The 17,359-nt window shown below is 67.2% G+C and carries 17 protein-coding genes and 1 pseudogene; 3 read left to right on the top strand and 15 right to left on the bottom strand.

What is annotated here, in order from left to right; genetic code table 11:
* Window positions 1–23 precede the first annotated feature (23 nt).
* From MMF96_RS17320 to MMF96_RS17270, 11 genes are all read right to left on the bottom strand, one after another.
* Window positions 24–419, bottom strand: a complete 396-nt coding sequence (locus MMF96_RS17320) for an FKBP-type peptidyl-prolyl cis-trans isomerase (RefSeq protein WP_256884263.1) — start codon at window positions 417–419, stop codon at window positions 24–26.
* 23 nt (window positions 420–442) lie between these two features.
* Window positions 443–1,417, bottom strand: a complete 975-nt coding sequence (locus tag MMF96_RS17315) for an FKBP-type peptidyl-prolyl cis-trans isomerase (protein ID WP_256884262.1) — start codon at window positions 1,415–1,417, stop codon at window positions 443–445.
* A 146-nt stretch (window positions 1,418–1,563) separates the two neighbouring features.
* The gene (gene pafA / locus MMF96_RS17310) at window positions 1,564–2,937 is read right to left on the bottom strand and encodes a Pup--protein ligase (protein WP_176615972.1); all 1,374 of its coding nucleotides are present in this window, start codon (window positions 2,935–2,937) and stop codon (window positions 1,564–1,566) included.
* A gap of 2 nt (window positions 2,938–2,939) precedes the next feature.
* The gene (prcA, locus tag MMF96_RS17305) at window positions 2,940–3,674 is read right to left on the bottom strand and encodes a proteasome subunit alpha (RefSeq protein WP_176615973.1); all 735 of its coding nucleotides are present in this window, start codon (window positions 3,672–3,674) and stop codon (window positions 2,940–2,942) included.
* Between the two features lie 2 nt (window positions 3,675–3,676).
* Complete coding sequence (gene prcB / locus MMF96_RS17300; RefSeq protein WP_256884261.1) at window positions 3,677–4,498, bottom strand: proteasome subunit beta; 822 nt, start codon at window positions 4,496–4,498, stop codon at window positions 3,677–3,679.
* Between the two features lie 5 nt (window positions 4,499–4,503).
* Window positions 4,504–4,710: a ubiquitin-like protein Pup gene (locus MMF96_RS17295; protein WP_176615975.1), complete on the bottom strand. Its 207-nt coding sequence runs from the start codon at window positions 4,708–4,710 to the stop codon at window positions 4,504–4,506.
* Between the two features lie 98 nt (window positions 4,711–4,808).
* Window positions 4,809–6,389 (bottom strand): depupylase/deamidase Dop, encoded by a 1,581-nt coding sequence (gene dop, locus MMF96_RS17290; protein ID WP_176615976.1) that lies wholly within the window; start codon window positions 6,387–6,389, stop codon window positions 4,809–4,811.
* A gap of 14 nt (window positions 6,390–6,403) precedes the next feature.
* Window positions 6,404–8,197: a proteasome ATPase gene (arc, locus tag MMF96_RS17285; protein WP_256884260.1), complete on the bottom strand. Its 1,794-nt coding sequence runs from the start codon at window positions 8,195–8,197 to the stop codon at window positions 6,404–6,406.
* A 153-nt stretch (window positions 8,198–8,350) separates the two neighbouring features.
* The gene (locus MMF96_RS17280) at window positions 8,351–9,418 is read right to left on the bottom strand and encodes a tRNA (adenine-N1)-methyltransferase (RefSeq protein WP_256884259.1); all 1,068 of its coding nucleotides are present in this window, start codon (window positions 9,416–9,418) and stop codon (window positions 8,351–8,353) included.
* A 107-nt stretch (window positions 9,419–9,525) separates the two neighbouring features.
* Window positions 9,526–10,677, bottom strand: coding sequence for a site-2 protease family protein (locus tag MMF96_RS17275; RefSeq protein ID WP_256884258.1), 1,152 nt, complete (start codon window positions 10,675–10,677; stop codon window positions 9,526–9,528).
* Window positions 10,674–11,423, bottom strand: coding sequence for an HAD family phosphatase (locus MMF96_RS17270; protein ID WP_256884257.1), 750 nt, complete (start codon window positions 11,421–11,423; stop codon window positions 10,674–10,676). The genes MMF96_RS17275 and MMF96_RS17270 overlap by 4 nt, the downstream gene beginning before the upstream one ends.
* Window positions 11,424–11,521: 98 nt before the next feature.
* On the opposite strand from MMF96_RS17270, the gene MMF96_RS17265 reads away from it, so the two are divergent.
* Window positions 11,522–12,412, top strand: a complete 891-nt coding sequence (locus tag MMF96_RS17265; RefSeq protein ID WP_176615981.1) for a PAC2 family protein — start codon at window positions 11,522–11,524, stop codon at window positions 12,410–12,412.
* Window positions 12,413–12,454: 42 nt separating this feature from the next.
* Here MMF96_RS17265 and mshC read toward each other — a convergent pair whose 3' ends face one another.
* Window positions 12,455–13,741, bottom strand: a complete 1,287-nt coding sequence (mshC, locus tag MMF96_RS17260) for a cysteine--1-D-myo-inosityl 2-amino-2-deoxy-alpha-D-glucopyranoside ligase (protein ID WP_256884256.1) — start codon at window positions 13,739–13,741, stop codon at window positions 12,455–12,457.
* A 190-nt stretch (window positions 13,742–13,931) separates the two neighbouring features.
* Window positions 13,932–14,768 carry an undecaprenyl-diphosphate phosphatase gene (locus MMF96_RS17255; protein WP_176615983.1) on the bottom strand — a complete coding sequence of 279 codons (837 nt, stop codon included), beginning with the start codon at window positions 14,766–14,768 and terminating at the stop codon, window positions 13,932–13,934.
* 84 nt (window positions 14,769–14,852) lie between these two features.
* On the opposite strand from MMF96_RS17255, the gene MMF96_RS17250 reads away from it, so the two are divergent.
* Entirely contained in the window at window positions 14,853–15,782 is a 930-nt protein-coding gene (locus tag MMF96_RS17250) for an aldo/keto reductase (RefSeq protein WP_256884255.1), read from the top strand.
* A gap of 24 nt (window positions 15,783–15,806) precedes the next feature.
* Here the strand turns inward: MMF96_RS17250 and MMF96_RS17245 are convergent, their stop codons facing one another.
* Window positions 15,807–16,079, bottom strand: a complete 273-nt coding sequence (locus MMF96_RS17245; protein ID WP_176615985.1) for a hypothetical protein — start codon at window positions 16,077–16,079, stop codon at window positions 15,807–15,809.
* Between the two features lie 115 nt (window positions 16,080–16,194).
* On the opposite strand from MMF96_RS17245, the gene MMF96_RS17240 reads away from it, so the two are divergent.
* Window positions 16,195–16,434: a DUF5703 family protein gene (locus MMF96_RS17240; RefSeq protein WP_176615986.1), complete on the top strand. Its 240-nt coding sequence runs from the start codon at window positions 16,195–16,197 to the stop codon at window positions 16,432–16,434.
* On the opposite strand, the pseudogene MMF96_RS17235 reads toward MMF96_RS17240, so the two are convergent.
* Window positions 16,435–17,232: pseudogene (locus tag MMF96_RS17235) on the bottom strand (acyl-CoA dehydrogenase family protein); the annotation flags it as partial.
* Window positions 17,233–17,359 lie beyond the last annotated feature (127 nt).

Below are 17,359 nucleotides of genomic sequence, written 5' to 3'. Positions count from 1 at the left end.
GCGTCGTGCGTGGCACGCTGGGGTCAGCGCACGCCCACGAGGTCCACGACGAAGATCAAGGCTTCGTTGGGGCCGATGGCCGCGCCGGCCCCGCGTGAGCCGTAGGCCAGCTCGGAGGGGATCTCCAGGCGGCGGCGTCCGCCCACCTTCATGCCAATCAGGCCCTGGTCCCAGCCCTGGATTACCTGGCCGACGCCGGCGCGGAAGTCCAGCGGGGTGCCGCGGCCCCAGGAGGAGTCGAACTCCTCGCCGGTGGAAAAGGCGACGCCCACGTAGTGCGTGGAGACGGTGCTGCCGGGGACCACTTCGGTGCCGGTGCCCTCGATGAGGTCCTCAATGACCAGTTCGGTGGGTACCTCGTGGTCGGGGAAGTCGATTTCGGGCTTGGTGCGGTCGTAGTCGCGGGTACCAAAAGACATGGTGCTCCTTGGGGTTGGGTGGATTACTTCTTCGAGTCAATCTTAACAACAAACACCAGGGGGCCGCCGGGCTGGCCGGCCTGGGGTGAGTCGCCGTAGGCGAGGGACGCGGGAATGGTCAGCAGGACGGTGGAGCCGACCCGCTGGCCCGTCAGGCCCATGGTCCAACCCGGGATGACCTGCGCCAGGCTGAAGGAGGCGGCCGCCCCGCGGTCGTAGGCGGAGTCGAACTTCTTGGCGTCGGACCAGCTCCAGCCGGTGTACCAGGCGGAGATGGTGTCGGTACCCTTGATCACGTCGCCCTTGCCTTCGGTGAGGACCTGGACCGCAAGGTCGGCCGGTGCGGCCTTCTTCGGGATGGTGATGCTCGGGACGCCCTTGGCGTCAAACTTGGCCGTGGGCAGGCCGCCGGCCTTGGCCAGCTTGGCCACATCGCCGGAGCTCATGAGCTTGGCCGGATCCTTGGCACTGCTGATCTGGAAGACGCTCAGGCCGGCCGCGCGGGCCGGTTGGGCGGCCGAGGTGGACGACGCGGGGACGGCGGGCGTGGCGGGTGTGCCGTAGGCGATGTACGCGCCGACCTTGGCGGAGGTGAAGGTGGCGTAGACCAGCGGGAACTGGCTCTTGAAGGAGTCGCTGAGCGTGAGGGTGCTGCCGGTCGGCTTGCTGAAGTTTTCAACGACCGTCTTGCCCGTGGACGCGTCAAGGTCGATTTCATGGAACACCACGGTCTGCCCGTCCTTGACGGCGGCACCCGTGCCGTCCTTGAGCAGCCTCATGGACTCTGCGGTGATTTTCAGCGGCTTGGTGAAGCTGACCTTCGGCGCCTTGGCCTTGCCCTGGTCGGATACCGTGACCGAGGCCAATGCCTCGGCATGGGACGGCGGCACCGTGGCGGAGGCGCTCGCGGTGGGCGATGTCGATGCAGCCTGGGATCCGGCACCGCAGGCGGTCAGCAGAAGCAGGACGGGAAGCAGCAAGGCAAGAAGTCGGCGCAAGGAAGATACTTTCTTGTGGCAGGGGCGGAAGGGCAAACGGTGCAGCCCCGGCACATGCTGCGTGCCTGGGGCGGAACGCGCAACAAGCCTAACCGTCGAAGCTGGGGAAAAGCTGTCCGGACCGTTGCCGGCCGGACTCGGAGCCGTCAGTAGCCCGGCTTGAGGGAGGCGATGAGTTCGTCCACGCGTTCGTCGGTGTTTTGGAACGGGTCCTTGCACAGGATGGTCTGGTGGGAGCGGTCGTTGAGTTTCAGGTGGACCCAGTCCACCGTGTAGTCGCGGCCGGAATCGCGGGCGGCCTGGACAAAGCGGCCGCGCAACTGGGCCCGCGTGGTGGCGGGTGCCTCGTCGACGGCGCGGGCAATGGCCTCGTTGGTGGTGACCCGGGCGGCCGCACCGCGGCGCTCCAGCACGTTGAACAGGCCCCGCTCCGGGGAAATGTCGTGGTAGCGCAGGTCCAGCTGGGCCACGCTGGCGGAGCCGAGGTCAACGTCGTGCCGGGCGGCGTAGGCGCCCAGCAGCTTGAGCTTGATGGCCCAGTCGATTTCGGTGTCGATGGTGGCGTAGTCCTGCGTTTCGATCGCGTCCAGGGTGCGTTCCCACAATTCCAGGATGCGCGGCACCAGTTCGTTGTGGGCCCCGTGCGAGCGGACAAAGCCTGCGGCCTTCTCCAGGTAGTGGCGTTGGATCTCAATGGCGTTCATGGTGCGTCCGTCGGCCATTTTGACCGCGTGCTTGCCGGTGAGGTCGTGGGAGATTTCACGGATGCTGCGGATGGGGTTTTCCATGCGCATGTCCGTCATGATGGTGCCTGCCTCGATCATGCGCAGGATCAAGTCCACTGTCCCCACCTTGAGCATGGTGGTGGTCTCGGACATGTTGGAGTCGCCCACGATGACGTGCAGGCGACGGTAAAGTTCCGCGTCGGCGTGGGGCTCGTCGCGGGTGTTGATGATGGGCCGGGACCTGGTGGTGGCCGAGGAAACGCCTTCCCAGATGTGGTCCGCACGCTGCGAGAACGCAAAGTGCCCGCCCTGTTGGGGGCCCAGCACCTTGCCGGCGCCGGCGATCAGCTGGCGGGTCACCAGGAACGGAATGAGGATGTCCGCCACTCGGTTGAACTCGCCCCGGCGCGTGATCAGGTAGTTTTCGTGGCTGCCGTAGGAGTTCCCGGCGGAATCGACATTGTTCTTGAACAAGAAGATCTTGCCCGAATAGCCCTCCAGCGCAAGGCGTGACTGCGCCTCAGTGACGAGGTCGTGCAGGATCAGCTCACCGGCGCGGTCGTGGGTGATCAGCTGGGCCAGGCTGTCACACTCGGCGGTCGCGTATTCAGGGTGCGAGCCCACATCCAGGTACAGGCGTGAGCCGTTGGGCAGGAACACATTGGACGAGCGCCCCCAGCTGACCACTTTGCGGAAGAGGTAGCGGGCCACCTCTTCCGGTGAGAGCGGCCGCGAGCCCTGCGCCGAGTAGGCGATGCCAAATTCCGTTTCAATGCCGAAGATGCGCCGGTCCACGATTACGCCTTTCCGCTGGAGTTGAGGATCTGCCCGACGTCGGAGCCGGGCAGGCGGCGGAACGCCCGGTGAAGCCCGCGCACCTCGCGCACGGTGCGTTCAAGGACCGCCACTTCAAGGTTGGCCGGGCCAAGGGGCTCGGCCTCCTCACCCTGTGCGGAGTTGGCCCGTGGCGCCCGGAGGGCGTCGACCGCCCAGGACAGGGCGAGGGCCAGCCCGGCGCCGGGCCGCCATGAATCGGCAAGCCGCTGCTGAACCACTTCCGCCTCGCCGCCCATCCCCAGGAAGCCGGGTTCGTCGGCAATCGAGCCGTCAAAGGTGAGCCGGAAGATGTGGTCCTGCGCCTGGGTGGGGCCCACTTCGGCCACGGCAAGTTCCACTTCGAAGGGCTTTTGCTCGGCGGTGAAGACGGCGCCGAGGCTTTGGGCGTAGACGCTGGCCAGGCCGCGGGCCGTCACGTCGGCGCGGTCGTACGAGTAGCCGCGCACGTCCGCGTAGCGCACCCCGGCCTGGCGCAGGCTTTCGAACTCGTTGTACTTGCCCACGGCGGCAAAACCGATCCGGTCATAGATCTCACCGATTTTGTGCAGCGTCGGTGAGGGGTTCTCGGCCACCAGGGCGATGCCTTCGGCGTAGCTGAGCACCACCACGGAACGGCCGCGTGCAATGCCCTTGCGGGCAAAGTCGGCACGGTCCTTCATGATCTGCTCCGGCGAAACATAGAACTGCTGTGCCATGCTCAGGCTTCCCTTCCCTCGGCGGTGCGCCGGTCCATGATGGCCTGCACCACGGGAGCCAGCGCCTCGGCGGAAACCCGGGTGGCGCCGTCGTCCGTCACCACATACACACTGGGCCACAGCTTGCGGACCAGGTCCGGGCCGCCCGTGGCGGAGTCGTCGTCGGAGGCGTCCACGAGGGCTTCGACGGCCACGGCCACGGCGGTGTCCCGGTCCATGTCCGGGCGCCAGAGCTTCTTCAGCGCGCCGCGGGCGAAGACGGAGCCCGAGCCCACGCTGTGGTGCTCAAGTTCGGCGTAGCGGCCGCCGGTGACGTCGTAGGAGAACAGCCTTCCGGATGATCCTCCCGCTTCGACGCCGGCAAAGAGCGGCACCACTGACAGGCCCTGCAGCGCCATGGGCAGGTTGGCCCGGATCATGGCGCCGAGCCGGTTGGCCTTGCCCTCCAGGCTCAGCTGCGTGCCCTCGATCTTTTCGTAGTGCTCCAGCTCCACCTGGAACAGGCGCACAATGTCAATGGCGATCCCGGCCGTCCCGGCAATGCCGAGCACCGAATAACGGTCCGCCGGGAACACCTTTTCAATGTGCCGGTTGGCGATCATGCTGCCCATGGTGGCACGCCGGTCCCCCGCCATCAGCACGCCGCCGGCGAAGGTCAGCGCCACGATGGTGGTCCCGTGCGGGGTCTCGGGCATCTGCCCGGCAGGCAGGCTGCGGCCAAAGGGCAGCAAGGCCGGATTGCTCGCGGTCACAAAATCAAGGAACGACGACGACGCCCCGGCGGCTTCCAGGAAGGGGACGGAACCCCTGTGGTGGGAGTCCATGGGCTCTACTGTCCGCCCTTTTGGACGAAGCCGCGCACAAATTCCTCCGCGTTCGTCTCCAGTACGCCGTCGATTTCATCGAGCAGGTCGTCAACGCCGGAGGTGGCTGCCTGCGCTGCGCCGGAATCAGGGGCGGGAGTGGGCAGCGGGGAATCCTCGAGCTGTTCTTCCTCGGTGCGGGAAGAGGTGTTCTTTTGTTCCTGGGAAGCCATGATGTGCCCTTCTGACTCGTAGCCGGTCCTTCCCTTCCATCCTGCCACGGCCGCCTGGAGATTGCGCCGTGTGGCACCGGCCGTGTTTGGCCGCTCTGCTAGCCGGCCCCGGCGAGCAGCCTGCCCAGAAATGTCTGCGCGTCCGGACTGGATTCAAAAAGCGCACCCGTCAGCTCCCTGGTGCCACGCAGCGGTTCCTTCGTGGGAACCCGCTGGAGGCGGCGCTGGGAGGGCAGTTCAAAGATGACCGAATCCCAGCTGGCCCCGGCCACGTTCGCCCCGTAGCGCTGGATGCACATGCCGCGGAAGTAGGCGCGGGTGTCCTGCGGCGGCTGCTCCACGGCACGGGCAATGTCCGCGTCACTGAGCAGCCGCTCCATGGCTCCGCGCTGCAGCAGCTTGTAGTACAGGCCCTTTTCCGGCCGGATGTCCGACCATTGCAGGTCGATGAGTGCCAGCCGCGGATCCTTCCAGTCCATGTTGTCCCGGGCCCGGTACTGCTGGAGCAGCTTGAGCTTCGCGACCCATTCAACCTGGGCGGCCAGGGACATCGGGTCGGTGCCCAGCCCGGTCAGCACCTGTTCCCACCGGGCCAGCACGTCCGCCGTGTGCCCGTCGCCCGTCTCCGGGTGGGAGGAACCGTTGGCGGCGGCGTGGGCCTTGGCCGCTTCCAGGTACCGCCACTGGATCTGCAGGGCCGTAAGGCTGCGACCGTTGGAGAGCGGGTGGGTCTTGGCCAGGCGCCAGTCGTGGCTGACGGCCCGCAGCGTCGCGACCGGGTCCGCCAGCTGCAGTTCGGGGGCCGTGCCATGTTCAATCATGTCCAGCACCAGCGCCGTGGTGCCGAACTTGAGGTAGTTGGAGACCTGGCTCAGGTTGGCGTCGCCGATGATCACGTGCAGGCGCCGGTACTTTTCCGAGGTGGCGTGCGGTTCGTCGCGGGTGTTGATGATGGGCCGGCGGATGGTGGTCTCCAGCCCCACCTCCGCCTCGAAGAAGTCGGCCCGCTGGCTGATCTGGAAGCCGCTGCCGGAGCCGTCCTGGCCGCGCCCCACCCTGCCGGCGCCGCAGATGAGCTGGCGGGTGGCGAAGAACGGGGTCAGCCCGGTGACGATGTCCCGGAAAGGCACCTGGCGCGGCATGAGGTAGTTTTCGTGGCTGCCGTAGGAGACTGACTTGTTGTCCGTGTTGTTTTTGTACAGGTTGACGGCCGGCAGCCCGGGCGTGGCGGCGATGCGCCGCACGGCGGCCAACGCCACGGCGTCCCCGGCGGCGTCCCAGCGGACGGCGTCGAGCGGGTTGGTCACCTCCGGGGAGGAATACTCCGGGTGGGCGTGGTCCACGTACAGCCTGGCCCCGTTGCCCAGCACCATGTTCATCATCAGCGGGCCCGGGTCGCGGCCGCCAGTCTCCCCGCCTTCGAGGGCAATCTGGGCCGCCGTCAGTTCAGGTTCGACGTCGGTCAGCTGGCTGGGGTGCGCCTCGTCCCGGGGCACCACCCAGCCGCGCGCATCCGCCAGGGGGTCCTCGTCGGTGTAGTCCCACCGGGTCTCCCCGCCCGCCGCGGCCCGGTGCCCCGTCTCCTGCGAATAGGCATGGACCACCTGGGTGGAGAGCCAGGTGGCGTTGAACGTGTTGGTCCCGGGGGTGTGGATGCCGTATTCGGTTTCCGCCCCCATGACCCGCACCGCGCTCACAGGTACTGGCCGGTGTTGCGCACCGTTTCCAGGGTCCGGCCCGGCTCCTGCCCGTCCTTGCTTTGGACGATGGTGCGGATGTAGGTGATCCGCTCGCCCTTCTTGCCGGAGATCCGGGCCCAGTCGTCCGGGTTGGTCGTGTTGGGCATGTCCTCGTGTTCGCGGAACTCGTCCACCACGGCGCGGAGCATGTGCTCGATCCGGATGCCCTTTTCCCCGTTCATGAGCAGGTCCTTGATGGCGTACTTCTTGGCCCGGTCCACCACGTTTTGGATGACGGCGCCGGAGTTGAAGTCCTTGAAGTACAGCATCTCGGTGTCGCCGTTGGCATAGGTGACTTCCAGGTATTCGTTGGACTTGTCCGTGGCGTACATGGCCTCCACGGTGCGCTGGATCATCGCGTCGACGGTTTGCTGCAGGCTGCCGTTGTTGGCTTCCACGTCAAAGTGGTGGAACGGCAGGCCGGTCGTGACGTACTTGGCGAAAATGTCCGCGGCGGCCTCGGCGTCGGGCCGGTTGATCTTGACCTTCACGTCCAGCCGGCCCGGGCGCAGGATGGCCGGGTCGATCATGTCCTCCCGGTTGGAGGCGCCGATGACGATGACGTTGTCCAGGCGCTCCACGCCGTCAATCTCACTGAGCAGCTGCGGCACGATGGTGGTTTCGACGTCGGATGACACGCCGGTGCCGCGGGTGCGGAACAGCGAGTCCATTTCATCGAAGAACACCACCACGGCACTGCCGTCGGAAGCCTTTTCGCGGGCGCGGCTGAAGATGAGCCGGATTTGGCGCTCCGTCTCCCCCACGTACTTGTCCAGCAGCTCCGGGCCCTTGATGTTCAGGAAGTAGCTCTTCTGGTCCTTGACGCCGGAGCGTTCGGCAGCCCGCTGGGCCAGCGAGTTGGCCACGGCCTTGGCGATGAGGGTCTTGCCACAGCCGGGAGGGCCGTAGAGCAGGATGCCCTTGGGCGCCTTGAGCCCGTGTTCGCGGTACAGGTCCGGGTGCAGGAACGGCAGTTCCACGGCGTCGCGGATCTGTTCAATCTGGGACGCCAGCCCGCCGATGTCCGCATACGAGATGTCCGGGACTTCCTCCAGGATCAGGTTTTCCACCTCGGAGCGCGGGATCTTCTCCAGCGCGTAGCCGGTCTTGCCCTCCACCGTCAGCGCGTCGCCCACCCGCAGCTTCTCCTCCTGAAGCGCTCCGGAAAGCCGCACCACGCGTTCCTCGTCCGAACGGCCGGTGACCAGGACCCGGTCGCTGCCGAGCAGTTCCTTGACCGTGACCACCTCGCCCACGCGCTCAAACCCCAGGCCGGCGATGACCGTGAAAGCTTCGTTGAGCAGCACTTCCTGGCCGACGCGCAGTTGCGCCAGGCGGACCAGGGGGCTGATCCCGACGCGCATCTTGCGCCCGGACGCGTACACGTCAACGCTTTCCTCGGTGACCGCCACGCCGGCCGCCGTGTCGGCGAGGCCCCTGCCGCTGCGGGGGTGCAGGGCCATGATGGTGCCAAAACCGTAGGGGGGCTGGCCGTCGTTCTCGAGGGCACTGCGAAGTTTCTGGATCTCGGTCTTGGCGGTCTCAAGCATGGCGACCAGCTTGGTGTTGTTTTGCGTGGCGGCGGAGAGCTGCCGGTCAAGGTTGCGGGCCTTGTCCCGGAGCACGTTGAGCTGGCGTTCCAGCACTGCCAGCTGGCCTGGGCCCGCCGTGTACGACGCCGGGAACGTCGAAGGTGCCGGCTGTTCCGTCCCGCCGGGGCCGGCCGGGGAGTTTGTTGCGTCGCTCATGGTGGTCTGGTCCTTCCGCAAGGAACTGGTGGCGGTGCGGCCGAAGGGCCGGCGCACCGCCGCTACGTACTGCAGTTCGCCCAATACTTCTACTACCGACCTTAGTGGCACCGGGCGCCGGCTGCAGCGTCGGCACCGGTGTTTGTGCCGGTTTCAGTCAGTTTCGCCCGTACCGGTCCTGCTCTTGGTGCGCTTGGTCTGCACGGTGGAGGCGGCATCGCGGGCGGCGCGGCGGAGCTTGCGGTCGGAGACGGCCCGTTCCCCCACGGCCTCGGGCGTCCAGTGGCTGAGGTCCTCCTCGCTGAATTCGGCCTTGGTCTTCTTCTTCAGGTTCAGCCCGGTGACGCCGTCGGCGAGCCTACGGGTGACCATCAGGAAGCCGGTGTGTGCCACCATGCGGTGGTCCGGGCGCACCGCCAGGCCTTCCAGGTGCCAGCCGCGGACCATGGATTCCCATGCGTCGGGTTCGGTGAACCGGCCGTCGGCGCGGATGGCCTCGGCGGTGCGGGAGAGCTGCGTGACGGTGGCGACGTAGTTCACCCAGACGCCGCCCGGTGCCAACACCGTGGCCACGGCGTCCAGGCACTCCCAGGGTGCCAGCATGTCCAGGACCACGCGGTCGATGCTGCCGGGGGCTTCCTGGGCCACCACCTGGTCCTGGAAGTCGCCGAGGGAGATTTTCCACGCCGGGTGCGGCCCGTCGAAGATGGTTTCCACGTTTCCGCGGGCAATGTCGGCAAATTCCTCGCGGCGTTCAAAGGAGTGCAGGTAGCCGGCATCGCCCACGGCGCGCAGCAGCGAAATGGACAGCGCGCCGGAACCGACGCCCGCCTCGACCACCCGTGCTCCGGGGAAGATGTCGCCCATGGTGATGATCTGGCCGGCGTCCTTGGGGTAGACCACGGCGGCCCCCCGCGGCATGGACAGGACAAAGTCGGAGAGCAGCGGGCGCAGGGCCTGGTACTGCTGCCCCACGTTGTTTTCCACCACGGAGCCTTCCACCTGGCCGATGAGGGAGTCGTGGTTCAGGAAGCCCTTGTGCGTGTGGTACGCCGTGCCGGGGGTCAGGGTGATGGTGTTCATGCGGCCGCGCTCGTCGGTCAGCTGCACCCGCTCACCGGCCCGGAACGGGCCCCGGCGTGAGGACGCACCGTGGGGCTGGTGGGACAGTGCCGTGGCGGCGGGGGCTGCGGGGCTGTACGAGGTGTCGCTCTGGCTCATGCGTGGGGTTTCCTAACGGGGTCTGCGTGCGGCAGTGGGTGTCGTGTCAAACAGGGAGGGACAGGGGCGGCCGGGCCGCGGCGGCGCAGCCTCATATGGCCGCCGGGCTATTTGCCGGTGATGGCGGCAACCACCTTCGTCTGGCTGAGCAGGCCTGTCACCCGGCCGTGGCTGTCAATGACGGCGTATTCGGTGTCCGGAAGCTGGGAAAGGTACTGGACCAGCTCGGCTCCCGAAGCGGTTTCGGGGACGTAGGCGCCTGGGGTCATGGTCCGGGCCACCGCATGGGCGGGTGTCTGGACTGCCGCATGGGGCGGCACTGCGGCCAGGGCGTGTTCGTCAACGACGCCGGAGGGTCGGCCGTCCGCGGCGCACAGGACGATCGGTGCCTGCGGATACCGCGCGCGCAGGGTCCACAGCTGGGCCACGGTGCAGTTTTCGGCGGCGCTGACGGCCGGGGCCGCAAGGGCTCCGGCGGTGATGGCGGGCAGCCGGAGCCGGATGGCGGCGCCCTTGATGGCGGCGGAGGCCCCCATCCACAGGAACCCGGCCAGCAGGACCACGATGAAGGAGGTGGTCAGGTCCGGTGCCGAACCCTGCAGGTACGGCACCACCAGGACGCCGGCCACGATGAGCACCACAATGATGCGTCCGGCCCAGCCGGCGGCCACGGTGCCCTTTTCCTGGATGCCCGTGGCCTTCCAGACGATGGATTCCACCAGCCGGCCGCCGTCCAGCGGCAGGCCCGGCAGCACGTTGAAAATGCCGATCAGCAGGTTCGCCCAGATGAAGATGTTGGCCAGCAGCAGCACCACCGCTCCCGTGAGGGACGTCGGGTGGGACGCAGCCAGTTGCAGGGGCCATGCCAGGGCGGCCAGGACAAAGTTGGAGGCGGGGCCGGCGAAGGCCACGACAAGGGCACGCCCGGGCGTGGCCTTGGTGAAGTCGAACTCGGTGTGTCCGCCCCACAGGTTCAACACGATCTTGTGGGTGGGCCAGCCGTACAGTTTGGCGGCGAGGGCGTGGCTGAGTTCGTGGATGAACACCGAGAACAGCAGCAACAGGGCATAGGCAAAGGCCACCAGGTAGACGCCGGCGCCGAGGGTGGGAAACCCGTGCGAGAGCTGCGGGCCGAAGACAATGACCGTGAAGGCGGCGATCAGGAACCAGGAATTGGCAAGGATCACGGGGGTGCCGCCCACTGAGCCCAGGACTATGCCTTCGCGGCGGGGCTTTTTGGCCGTGGCGTGGGAGCTCATGCGTCGCTCCCTGCCATGCCGGCATGGGCAGCCAGGACTGCTGCGACGTCATCGCAGGTCTTCCCGGCCAATGTCTGCCAGGTGGTGCGCCGGGGGTCCTCAGGCAGCGGGACAACGTGCGGGATCGCAATGGTGGGCACGTTCGCTGCCATGGCGGAGGCGGTGCCGGGGATGGAGTCTTCCAGCGCAACACAGTTCTCCACCGTCAGCCCCGGATCGCCGGCACGCAGCCGCTCGACGGCGGTCAGGTACGGTTCGGGGTGCGGCTTGCCGTGTGTCACCTGGTCCCCCGTGACGAGGAATTCAAAGTAGGGCGCGTCGAGGGCGTCGACGATTTCCTGCGCGAGCGGGCGCTCGCTCATGGTCACGAGCACGCACCGCACGCCGCGCCCATGCAGCCCGGCCAGCAATTGGCGGGCCCCGGGACGCCACGGCACCTGCTTCCGGATGCCGGCCGAGACGCTGCCGGAGAGCTGGTCGACGATCTCGCGGATGGTCAGGTCAACGCCCATGTCCTGGAAGATCGCGGCCGAGGTTTCCAGTGCGTTGCCCACCATGGAAGTGGCAAGCTTTTCATCCCAATGTCCGCCGTGCGCGGTCACCAGTTCGATCTCCGCCGCGATCCAATAGGGCTCGGTGTCAACGAGCGTGCCGTCCATGTCCCAGAGGACGGCCTTCAGCGCAGGGGCCGCGGAGGGAGCCGGGACGGTGCGTTCTTGCAGGGCGGAGTCGACGGGTAAATACATGCTTCCAGTCTACGTGGGTTGCCGAAGGTTAATATTTGCGTCCGCACCGCCACGCGGTGTCCGGTGGCGGAAATCGCAGCGGGACGTAGGCTGGAGACGTGAGTAGCGAGAACAGCACCCCAGCCGCAGACAACCACCGCCTGCTTGGCCCCGCGGCCGACGGCGGGCGGGTCACCGTGCTCCTGGCCGCGTTCGAGGGCTGGAACGACGCCGGTGAGGCGGCCAGCGACGCGCTCAAGTACCTGCACCGGCTGTGGGGCGCCAAGCGGGTCTTTGTCATCGAGCCGGATGAATACTACGATTTCCAGTTCACCCGGCCCGAGGTGCGGCACACCTCAACGGGGGCGCGCAGGATCAAGTGGCCCGTCACCAAGATCGCCAAAGCCTCCATCCCCGGCACGGATGTCGACGTCATCTTCGTGCACGGCGTGGAACCCTCCTACCGCTGGCGGGCCTACACGGCCGAGCTGCTGGCCAAGGCCTCGGAGCTGGGCGTGGACTATGTGGTCCTGGTCGGGGCGCTCCTGGCCGATGTCCCCCATTCGCGCCCCATTCCCGTCACGGCCACCTGCGACGACGACGAGCTGCGCGAGCGGCTGGGCCTGGAGGCGAGCCAGTATGAGGGGCCCGTGGGCATTGTGGGGGTGCTCAACGAGGTGTCGCTGCTGGCCGGGCTCCCCACGGTTTCGCTGTGGGCGGCCGTGCCGCACTACGTGGCCCAGGCGCCCTCCCCCAAGGCGGAACTGGCCCTGCTGAACAAAATTGAGGATTTCCTCCAGGTCTCGCTGCCCACCTCCGAACTGGCGGACGACGCCCAGGCCTGGGAACGCGGCGTCAACGACCTGGCCGCCGGCGACCCGGAAATCGCCGCCTACGTCCGCCAGCTTGAGGACGCCAAGGATACCGAGGACCTGCCCGAGGCGACCGGTGAATCGATCGCCAAGGAGTTTGAGCGCTACCTGCGCCGGCGCGGGCGCGACCAGGGCTGATTTCCCCGCCCCGCAGTGGGGCCGGGGCGGGGCCCGACCGTTCTAGAGCTCCACGCCGAGGAGGGCCTCCACGGCGTCGGAGACCAGGGCCGCGTCCCGTTCGCAGCACTGCTGTTCCCCGGCGAGTGCCTGGCCCGCCCAATGGTCGACGGCGGCCAGCGCCCGGGGTGCGTCGAGGTCGGCTGCCAGGGCGGCCCTGATTTCGCCGAGCAGTGCGGTGGCCGTGCCTTCCGGGGCGGCCTCCAGGGCCTTGCGCCAGGTGGCGAGCTGCCGCTGTGCGTTGGCCAGCAATGCGTCCGTCCAGCACCAGTCCGAGCGGTAGTGGTTGGCCAGGATCGCCAGGCGGATGGCTGCCGGTTCGACCCCCTGCTCCCGCAGCTTGGAGACGAGCACCAGGTTGCCCTTGGACTTGCTCATCTTTTCCCCGTCCAGGCCCACCATGCCGGTGTGGGCGTAGTGGCGGGCCATGGGCACATGGCTGAGGGCGAAGGCGTGGCCGGCGCCCATTTCATGGTGCGGGAAGACGAGGTCGGAGCCGCCGCCCTGGACCGTGAACGGCTCGGGCAGGAAGCGTTGGGCAATGACGGTGCATTCGATGTGCCAGCCCGGCCGGCCAGGGCCCAAGGTTGCCCCGTCCCACTGGGGCTCGCCGTCGCGGGCCACGCGCCACAGCAGTGCGTCAAGGGCATGCTTCTTGCCGGGCCGTTGAGGGTCGCCGCCGCGTTCGGCAAAGACGGGAAGCATTTCCTCCTCCGTCAGCCCGGACACCTGGCCCAGCCACCAGGGCCCGTCAATCCCGCCACGGTCCGTGGCGGCGGAGGCGGCAGCAACGTCGAAGTACACGTCCCCGTCCGGCTCGCCGCCCGATCCGGCGACCCGGTACGCCAGCCCGTCTTCGACGAGTTCCTCGATCTGCGGCACAATCCACTCGATGGCCTCCACGGCCCCGATGTACTGGTTGGGGGCCACCACGTTCAGCGCTTCCATGTCCGCGTGGAACAGGGCGGTCTGTTCCAGCGCGAGGTCGCGCCAGTCAACGCCGTCGCGGGTGGCCCGTTCCAACAGGGGGTCGTCCACGTCGGTGACGTTTTGGACGTAGCTGACGGAGCGGCCCGCGTCGAGCCAGGCCCTGTTGAGGAGGTCGAAGGCCACATAGGTTGCTGCGTGGCCCATGTGGGTTGCGTCGTACGGGGTGATGCCGCAGACGTAGAGGCTGGCCTGGTCCCCGGAAGGCAGCGCAGTGACCCGGTTGGCGCTTGTTTCGTGGAGAAAAAGCTCGGGCATGGTGCCGGGAAGTTCAGGAACAGGACGGGATTTCCAAGTTTTCACATGCTCCAGCCTACTGCCCGAGGGGCCCCGAACGCGCGAAGCGTGTTTGGGGAGGGCGGGAGGCGCTACTGCCCGCTTGCCCCCGAACGCGCGAAGCGTGTTTGGGGAGGGCGGGAGGCGCTACTGCCCGCTTGCCCCCGAACGCGCGAAGCGTGTTTGGGGAGGGCGGGAGGCGCTACCGCCTGGTAGCTCAGGCGGTGATGACGCCCAGGCCCAGCAGGATGAACAGCAAGAGTCCCAGCGCTATGCGGTACCAGACGAACGGGCGGAAACTCTTGGTGGAGATGAATTTGAGGAACCAGCCGATGATGAGATATCCCACAACGAACGCAATGACCGTGGCCAGCGCGATCTGGCCGATGTTGAAGGGTCCTTGGGCCCCTTCGTGCTTGGCCAGCACCTTGTACAGTTCGTAGAATCCGCTGCCGAAGACGGCGGGGATGGCCAGGAGGAAGGAATACCGGGCCGCTGCCTCGCGGGTGTAGCCCATGAACAGCCCCGCCGTGATGGTGCCGCCCGAGCGTGACACCCCGGGGATGAGGGCCAGTGCCTGTGCGAATCCATAGATGATGCCGTGCCTGTACGTGAGGTCCTTGAGTTCGCGCTGCTGGCTGGCGTAGGTGTCGGCAACGGCCAGTATCAGGCCGAACACGATGAGGGTCACCGCCACAATCCACAGGTTCCGCAGGGTGGATTCAATATAGTGCTGGAACACCACGCCGAGGACGGCAATCGGAACGGTGCCGATGATGACGAGCCAGCCCATGCGGGCGTCGGGGGCATCGCGCGGCACGGAGCCGCGGAGGGAGCCAAGCCAGGCCTTGATGATGCGCACTATGTCGCGCCAGAAAAAAACCAGCACGGCAGCTTCCGTGCCGAGCTGGCTGACTGCGGTAAAGGCAGCGCCGGGGTCCTCGCCCGAGGGCAGGAACTTTCCGACGACAAATAGATGGGCGCTGGAGGAAATCGGCAGGAATTCCGTCAGGCCTTGGACCAGGCCGAGGAAGGCCGCTTCAAACCAGTTCACGCGTTCAGCATAGGGCATGCCGGCCGGCGCCCCGGGCGGGCCGCGCCGTCGAAGCACCCCCGTGTTCCCCGTAAGCTAGACCCCATGGAACAACGATTCGTGGGCACCAGCGGACTGCGCGTGTCGGCACTGGCACTGGGCACCATGGCTTGGGGCAGCGAAACCGACGCCGACTGCGCCCGAGAGCTGCTGCGCACGTTCATGGATGCCGGCGGCACCACCGTTGACACGGCCATGAGCTATGGCGAGGGCCGCAGCGAGGCGATCCTGGGCGAGCTGATCGGCGACGTGGTTCCGCGAAGCGACGTGGTGCTCGTGTCCAAGGCCGGCATCAGCCACCGCGGCGGCAAGCGCATGGTGGATACCTCGCGGCGGGCCATGCTGGCCAGCCTCGACGCCACCCTGGCGCGGCTTGGCACCGACCACCTGGACCTGTGGCTGGTGCACACCTGGGATGAAAACGTGCCACTGGAGGAGACGCTGAGCGCCTTGGAACTGGCGGTGTCCACGGGCCGCGCCCGGTACGCCGGTGTGTCCAACTACAGCGGGTGGCAGCTGGCGCGCGCCGCCACACTTTCCGACACGGCGCTGGTGGCGAACCAGGTGGAGTATTCCCTGCTGGCCCGCGGCATGGAACGGGAGGTGCAGCCTGCCGCCGACCATGTCGGCACCGGCGTCCTGTGCTGGGCGCCACTGGGCCGTGGCGTGCTGACGGGCAAGTACCGCGGCCAGATCCCGGCCGATTCCCGCGGCGCCAGCGAAGCGATGGGCGCCTATGTGGAGCCGTACCTTAAAGGGCGCCCCACCAGGGTGACCGAAGCCCTGCTCACCGCCGCGAAGGGGTTGGGGCGCTCACCGCTTGACGTGGCCCTGAGCTGGGTGCTGGACCAGCACACCGTGGCCGGGGCCGTGGTGGGGCCGCGCACGACGGACCAGCTGGAACAAATCCTTGGTTCGTCCCTGGCACCCCTGCCGGACCAGATCGCCACGGTCCTGAATGAGGTGTCCGGCTAAGCGGGACTTTCGGCGCGCCTGCGCTCAGTCGTCGATGGGCTCGAGGTCGTCGTCGATCGGTTCGTCTGAATCGCCGTCATCCAGCTCGGAATCGTCCTCGCCGTAGATGACCAGCGGGGTCACCTCGTCAAAGGCGTCAAACAAGGCCTCTTCGTAGACTTCAAACGCATCAATGATGGCCAGGAACGTTGCTTCCACGACCGGGTCCTCTTCCCCGCGGCGCGCGGAAGCGGCAACCAGGTGTTCTTCCAGGGCGGTGGTCAAGGCGTTCAGGGCCGCCCGCGGATCTATGCTCATGCGCTCGACGCTACCAGTGTGTCTGCCAACTTGAAAGACCCCGTTGGGGGCCGGGAACAGGTAGCTTTAAGCAAGAGCAGGCTAAGCAGCCGCAGCGGATGACGGATGGATGGCCATGAAGGAAATGTTGCAGCCGGTGCGTACCGGAAAGGGTGCGCCGAACCGGCAGTATGAGTACTTGATCATATCGCTGCGGCCCGACGAGCCGGCGCCCCTGGCCTACCAGCGGCTGCGCGAACATGCCGAGTACGGCAAGTGGGAACTGGAGCGCAGCCGCCTGTATTTTGGCGGCAGCCGCAGGTACTGGCTGCGCCGGAAGGTCATGCGGGTGGAGCGGACGCTGGACGTCTACTGACTACCCCTCAAGCGGCCCCAGCCACGCGTTGGCGATGGTGCCGTGGGCCGACTCATCGTCGGAGGGGTGGAAGATCCCGGCCAGCACGTCCCGGTACAGGCGGCCCAGTTCGTTGCCGGAAAAGTATGTTCCGCCGCCGCTGACCCGCACCGCACTGTCCACCACATCGCGGGCCGTTTCGGTGGCACGCACCTTCAGGCCCACCAGTTTCGGGAACCACATGGCCCCGTGGTTGACCAGTGCATCGACATCGCCCGCCACGGAATCCACCTGGGGGTACAGCCCGTCCATGGCCATGGCGGCACTGGCCAGGCGCCAGCGGATGTCCGGATCCTGCGAATAGGGCTTTCCGGTCTTCTTGGACATCCGCCGCTGCACTGCTGCCACGCCGATCTGCAGGGCCCGCTCCCCCACCCCCGTGTACACGGCCGCCAGAAGCGTTTCGAAGCACGCAAAAATGGCGAAAATCAGCGGGTCGGCGTTGGGCCCCACAGGCAGCTTGCGGAACACGCGCTCCGCCGGCGCCACCACGCCGTCAAGCACCGTGGTGTTGGACTGGCTGGCCCGCATGCCCAGCGTGTCCCAGTCATCCTTGATGGTGTAGCCGGGCGCGTCCCGCGTGATGAAGGCGTGCACCAGCACCGGCTCCTCGCCCGTGGTGTCCTTGCCAAAGATGCCCAGGCGGGTCCACGCCGGTGACAGGGAGGTGAAGATCTTGGTGCCGGTGAACGCATAGCCGCCATCAGCCAGGGGCGCCGCCAGCGTGTTGGAGTCGAACAGCACCGAGTCGTTGCCCGCTGTCCTGTCTCAATTTAGTTGGCCATGTTGACGTGGGAAGAGGCCAGATAAATTGAGACGGATGGGGTAGGAACTGTCTCAATTTTGTTGGCCATTCCGTATGGAACGTTCCGCCTCCTTGTCCCAC

The organism is Arthrobacter sp. STN4 (assembly GCF_024539665.1).
Taxonomy (GTDB): Bacteria; Actinomycetota; Actinomycetes; order Actinomycetales; family Micrococcaceae; genus Specibacter.
Note: the sequence above shows the minus strand (reverse complement) of the source record. Positions and strands in the feature narration are given on the sequence as shown.

Excerpts from the sequence above, each read along its gene's own strand:
- MMF96_RS17320 (WP_256884263.1), bottom strand. The coding sequence starts at position 419 with ATGTCTTTTGGTACCCGCGACTACGACCGCACCAAGCCCGAAATCGAC.
- prcA (WP_176615973.1), bottom strand. The coding sequence starts at position 3,674 with ATGGCACAGCAGTTCTATGTTTCGCCGGAGCAGATCATGAAGGACCGT.
- prcB (WP_256884261.1), bottom strand. The coding sequence starts at position 4,498 with ATGGACTCCCACCACAGGGGTTCCGTCCCCTTCCTGGAAGCCGCCGGG.
- MMF96_RS17295 (WP_176615975.1), bottom strand. The coding sequence starts at position 4,710 with ATGGCTTCCCAGGAACAAAAGAACACCTCTTCCCGCACCGAGGAAGAA.
- dop (WP_176615976.1), bottom strand. The coding sequence starts at position 6,389 with ATGGGGGCGGAAACCGAATACGGCATCCACACCCCCGGGACCAACACG.
- arc (WP_256884260.1), bottom strand. The coding sequence starts at position 8,197 with ATGAGCGACGCAACAAACTCCCCGGCCGGCCCCGGCGGGACGGAACAG.
- MMF96_RS17280 (WP_256884259.1), bottom strand. The coding sequence starts at position 9,418 with ATGAGCCAGAGCGACACCTCGTACAGCCCCGCAGCCCCCGCCGCCACG.
- MMF96_RS17275 (WP_256884258.1), bottom strand. The coding sequence starts at position 10,677 with ATGAGCTCCCACGCCACGGCCAAAAAGCCCCGCCGCGAAGGCATAGTC.
- MMF96_RS17270 (WP_256884257.1), bottom strand. The coding sequence starts at position 11,423 with ATGTATTTACCCGTCGACTCCGCCCTGCAAGAACGCACCGTCCCGGCT.
- MMF96_RS17250 (WP_256884255.1), top strand. The coding sequence starts at position 14,853 with ATGGAACAACGATTCGTGGGCACCAGCGGACTGCGCGTGTCGGCACTG.
- MMF96_RS17245 (WP_176615985.1), bottom strand. The coding sequence starts at position 16,079 with ATGAGCATAGATCCGCGGGCGGCCCTGAACGCCTTGACCACCGCCCTG.
- MMF96_RS17240 (WP_176615986.1), top strand. The coding sequence starts at position 16,195 with ATGAAGGAAATGTTGCAGCCGGTGCGTACCGGAAAGGGTGCGCCGAAC.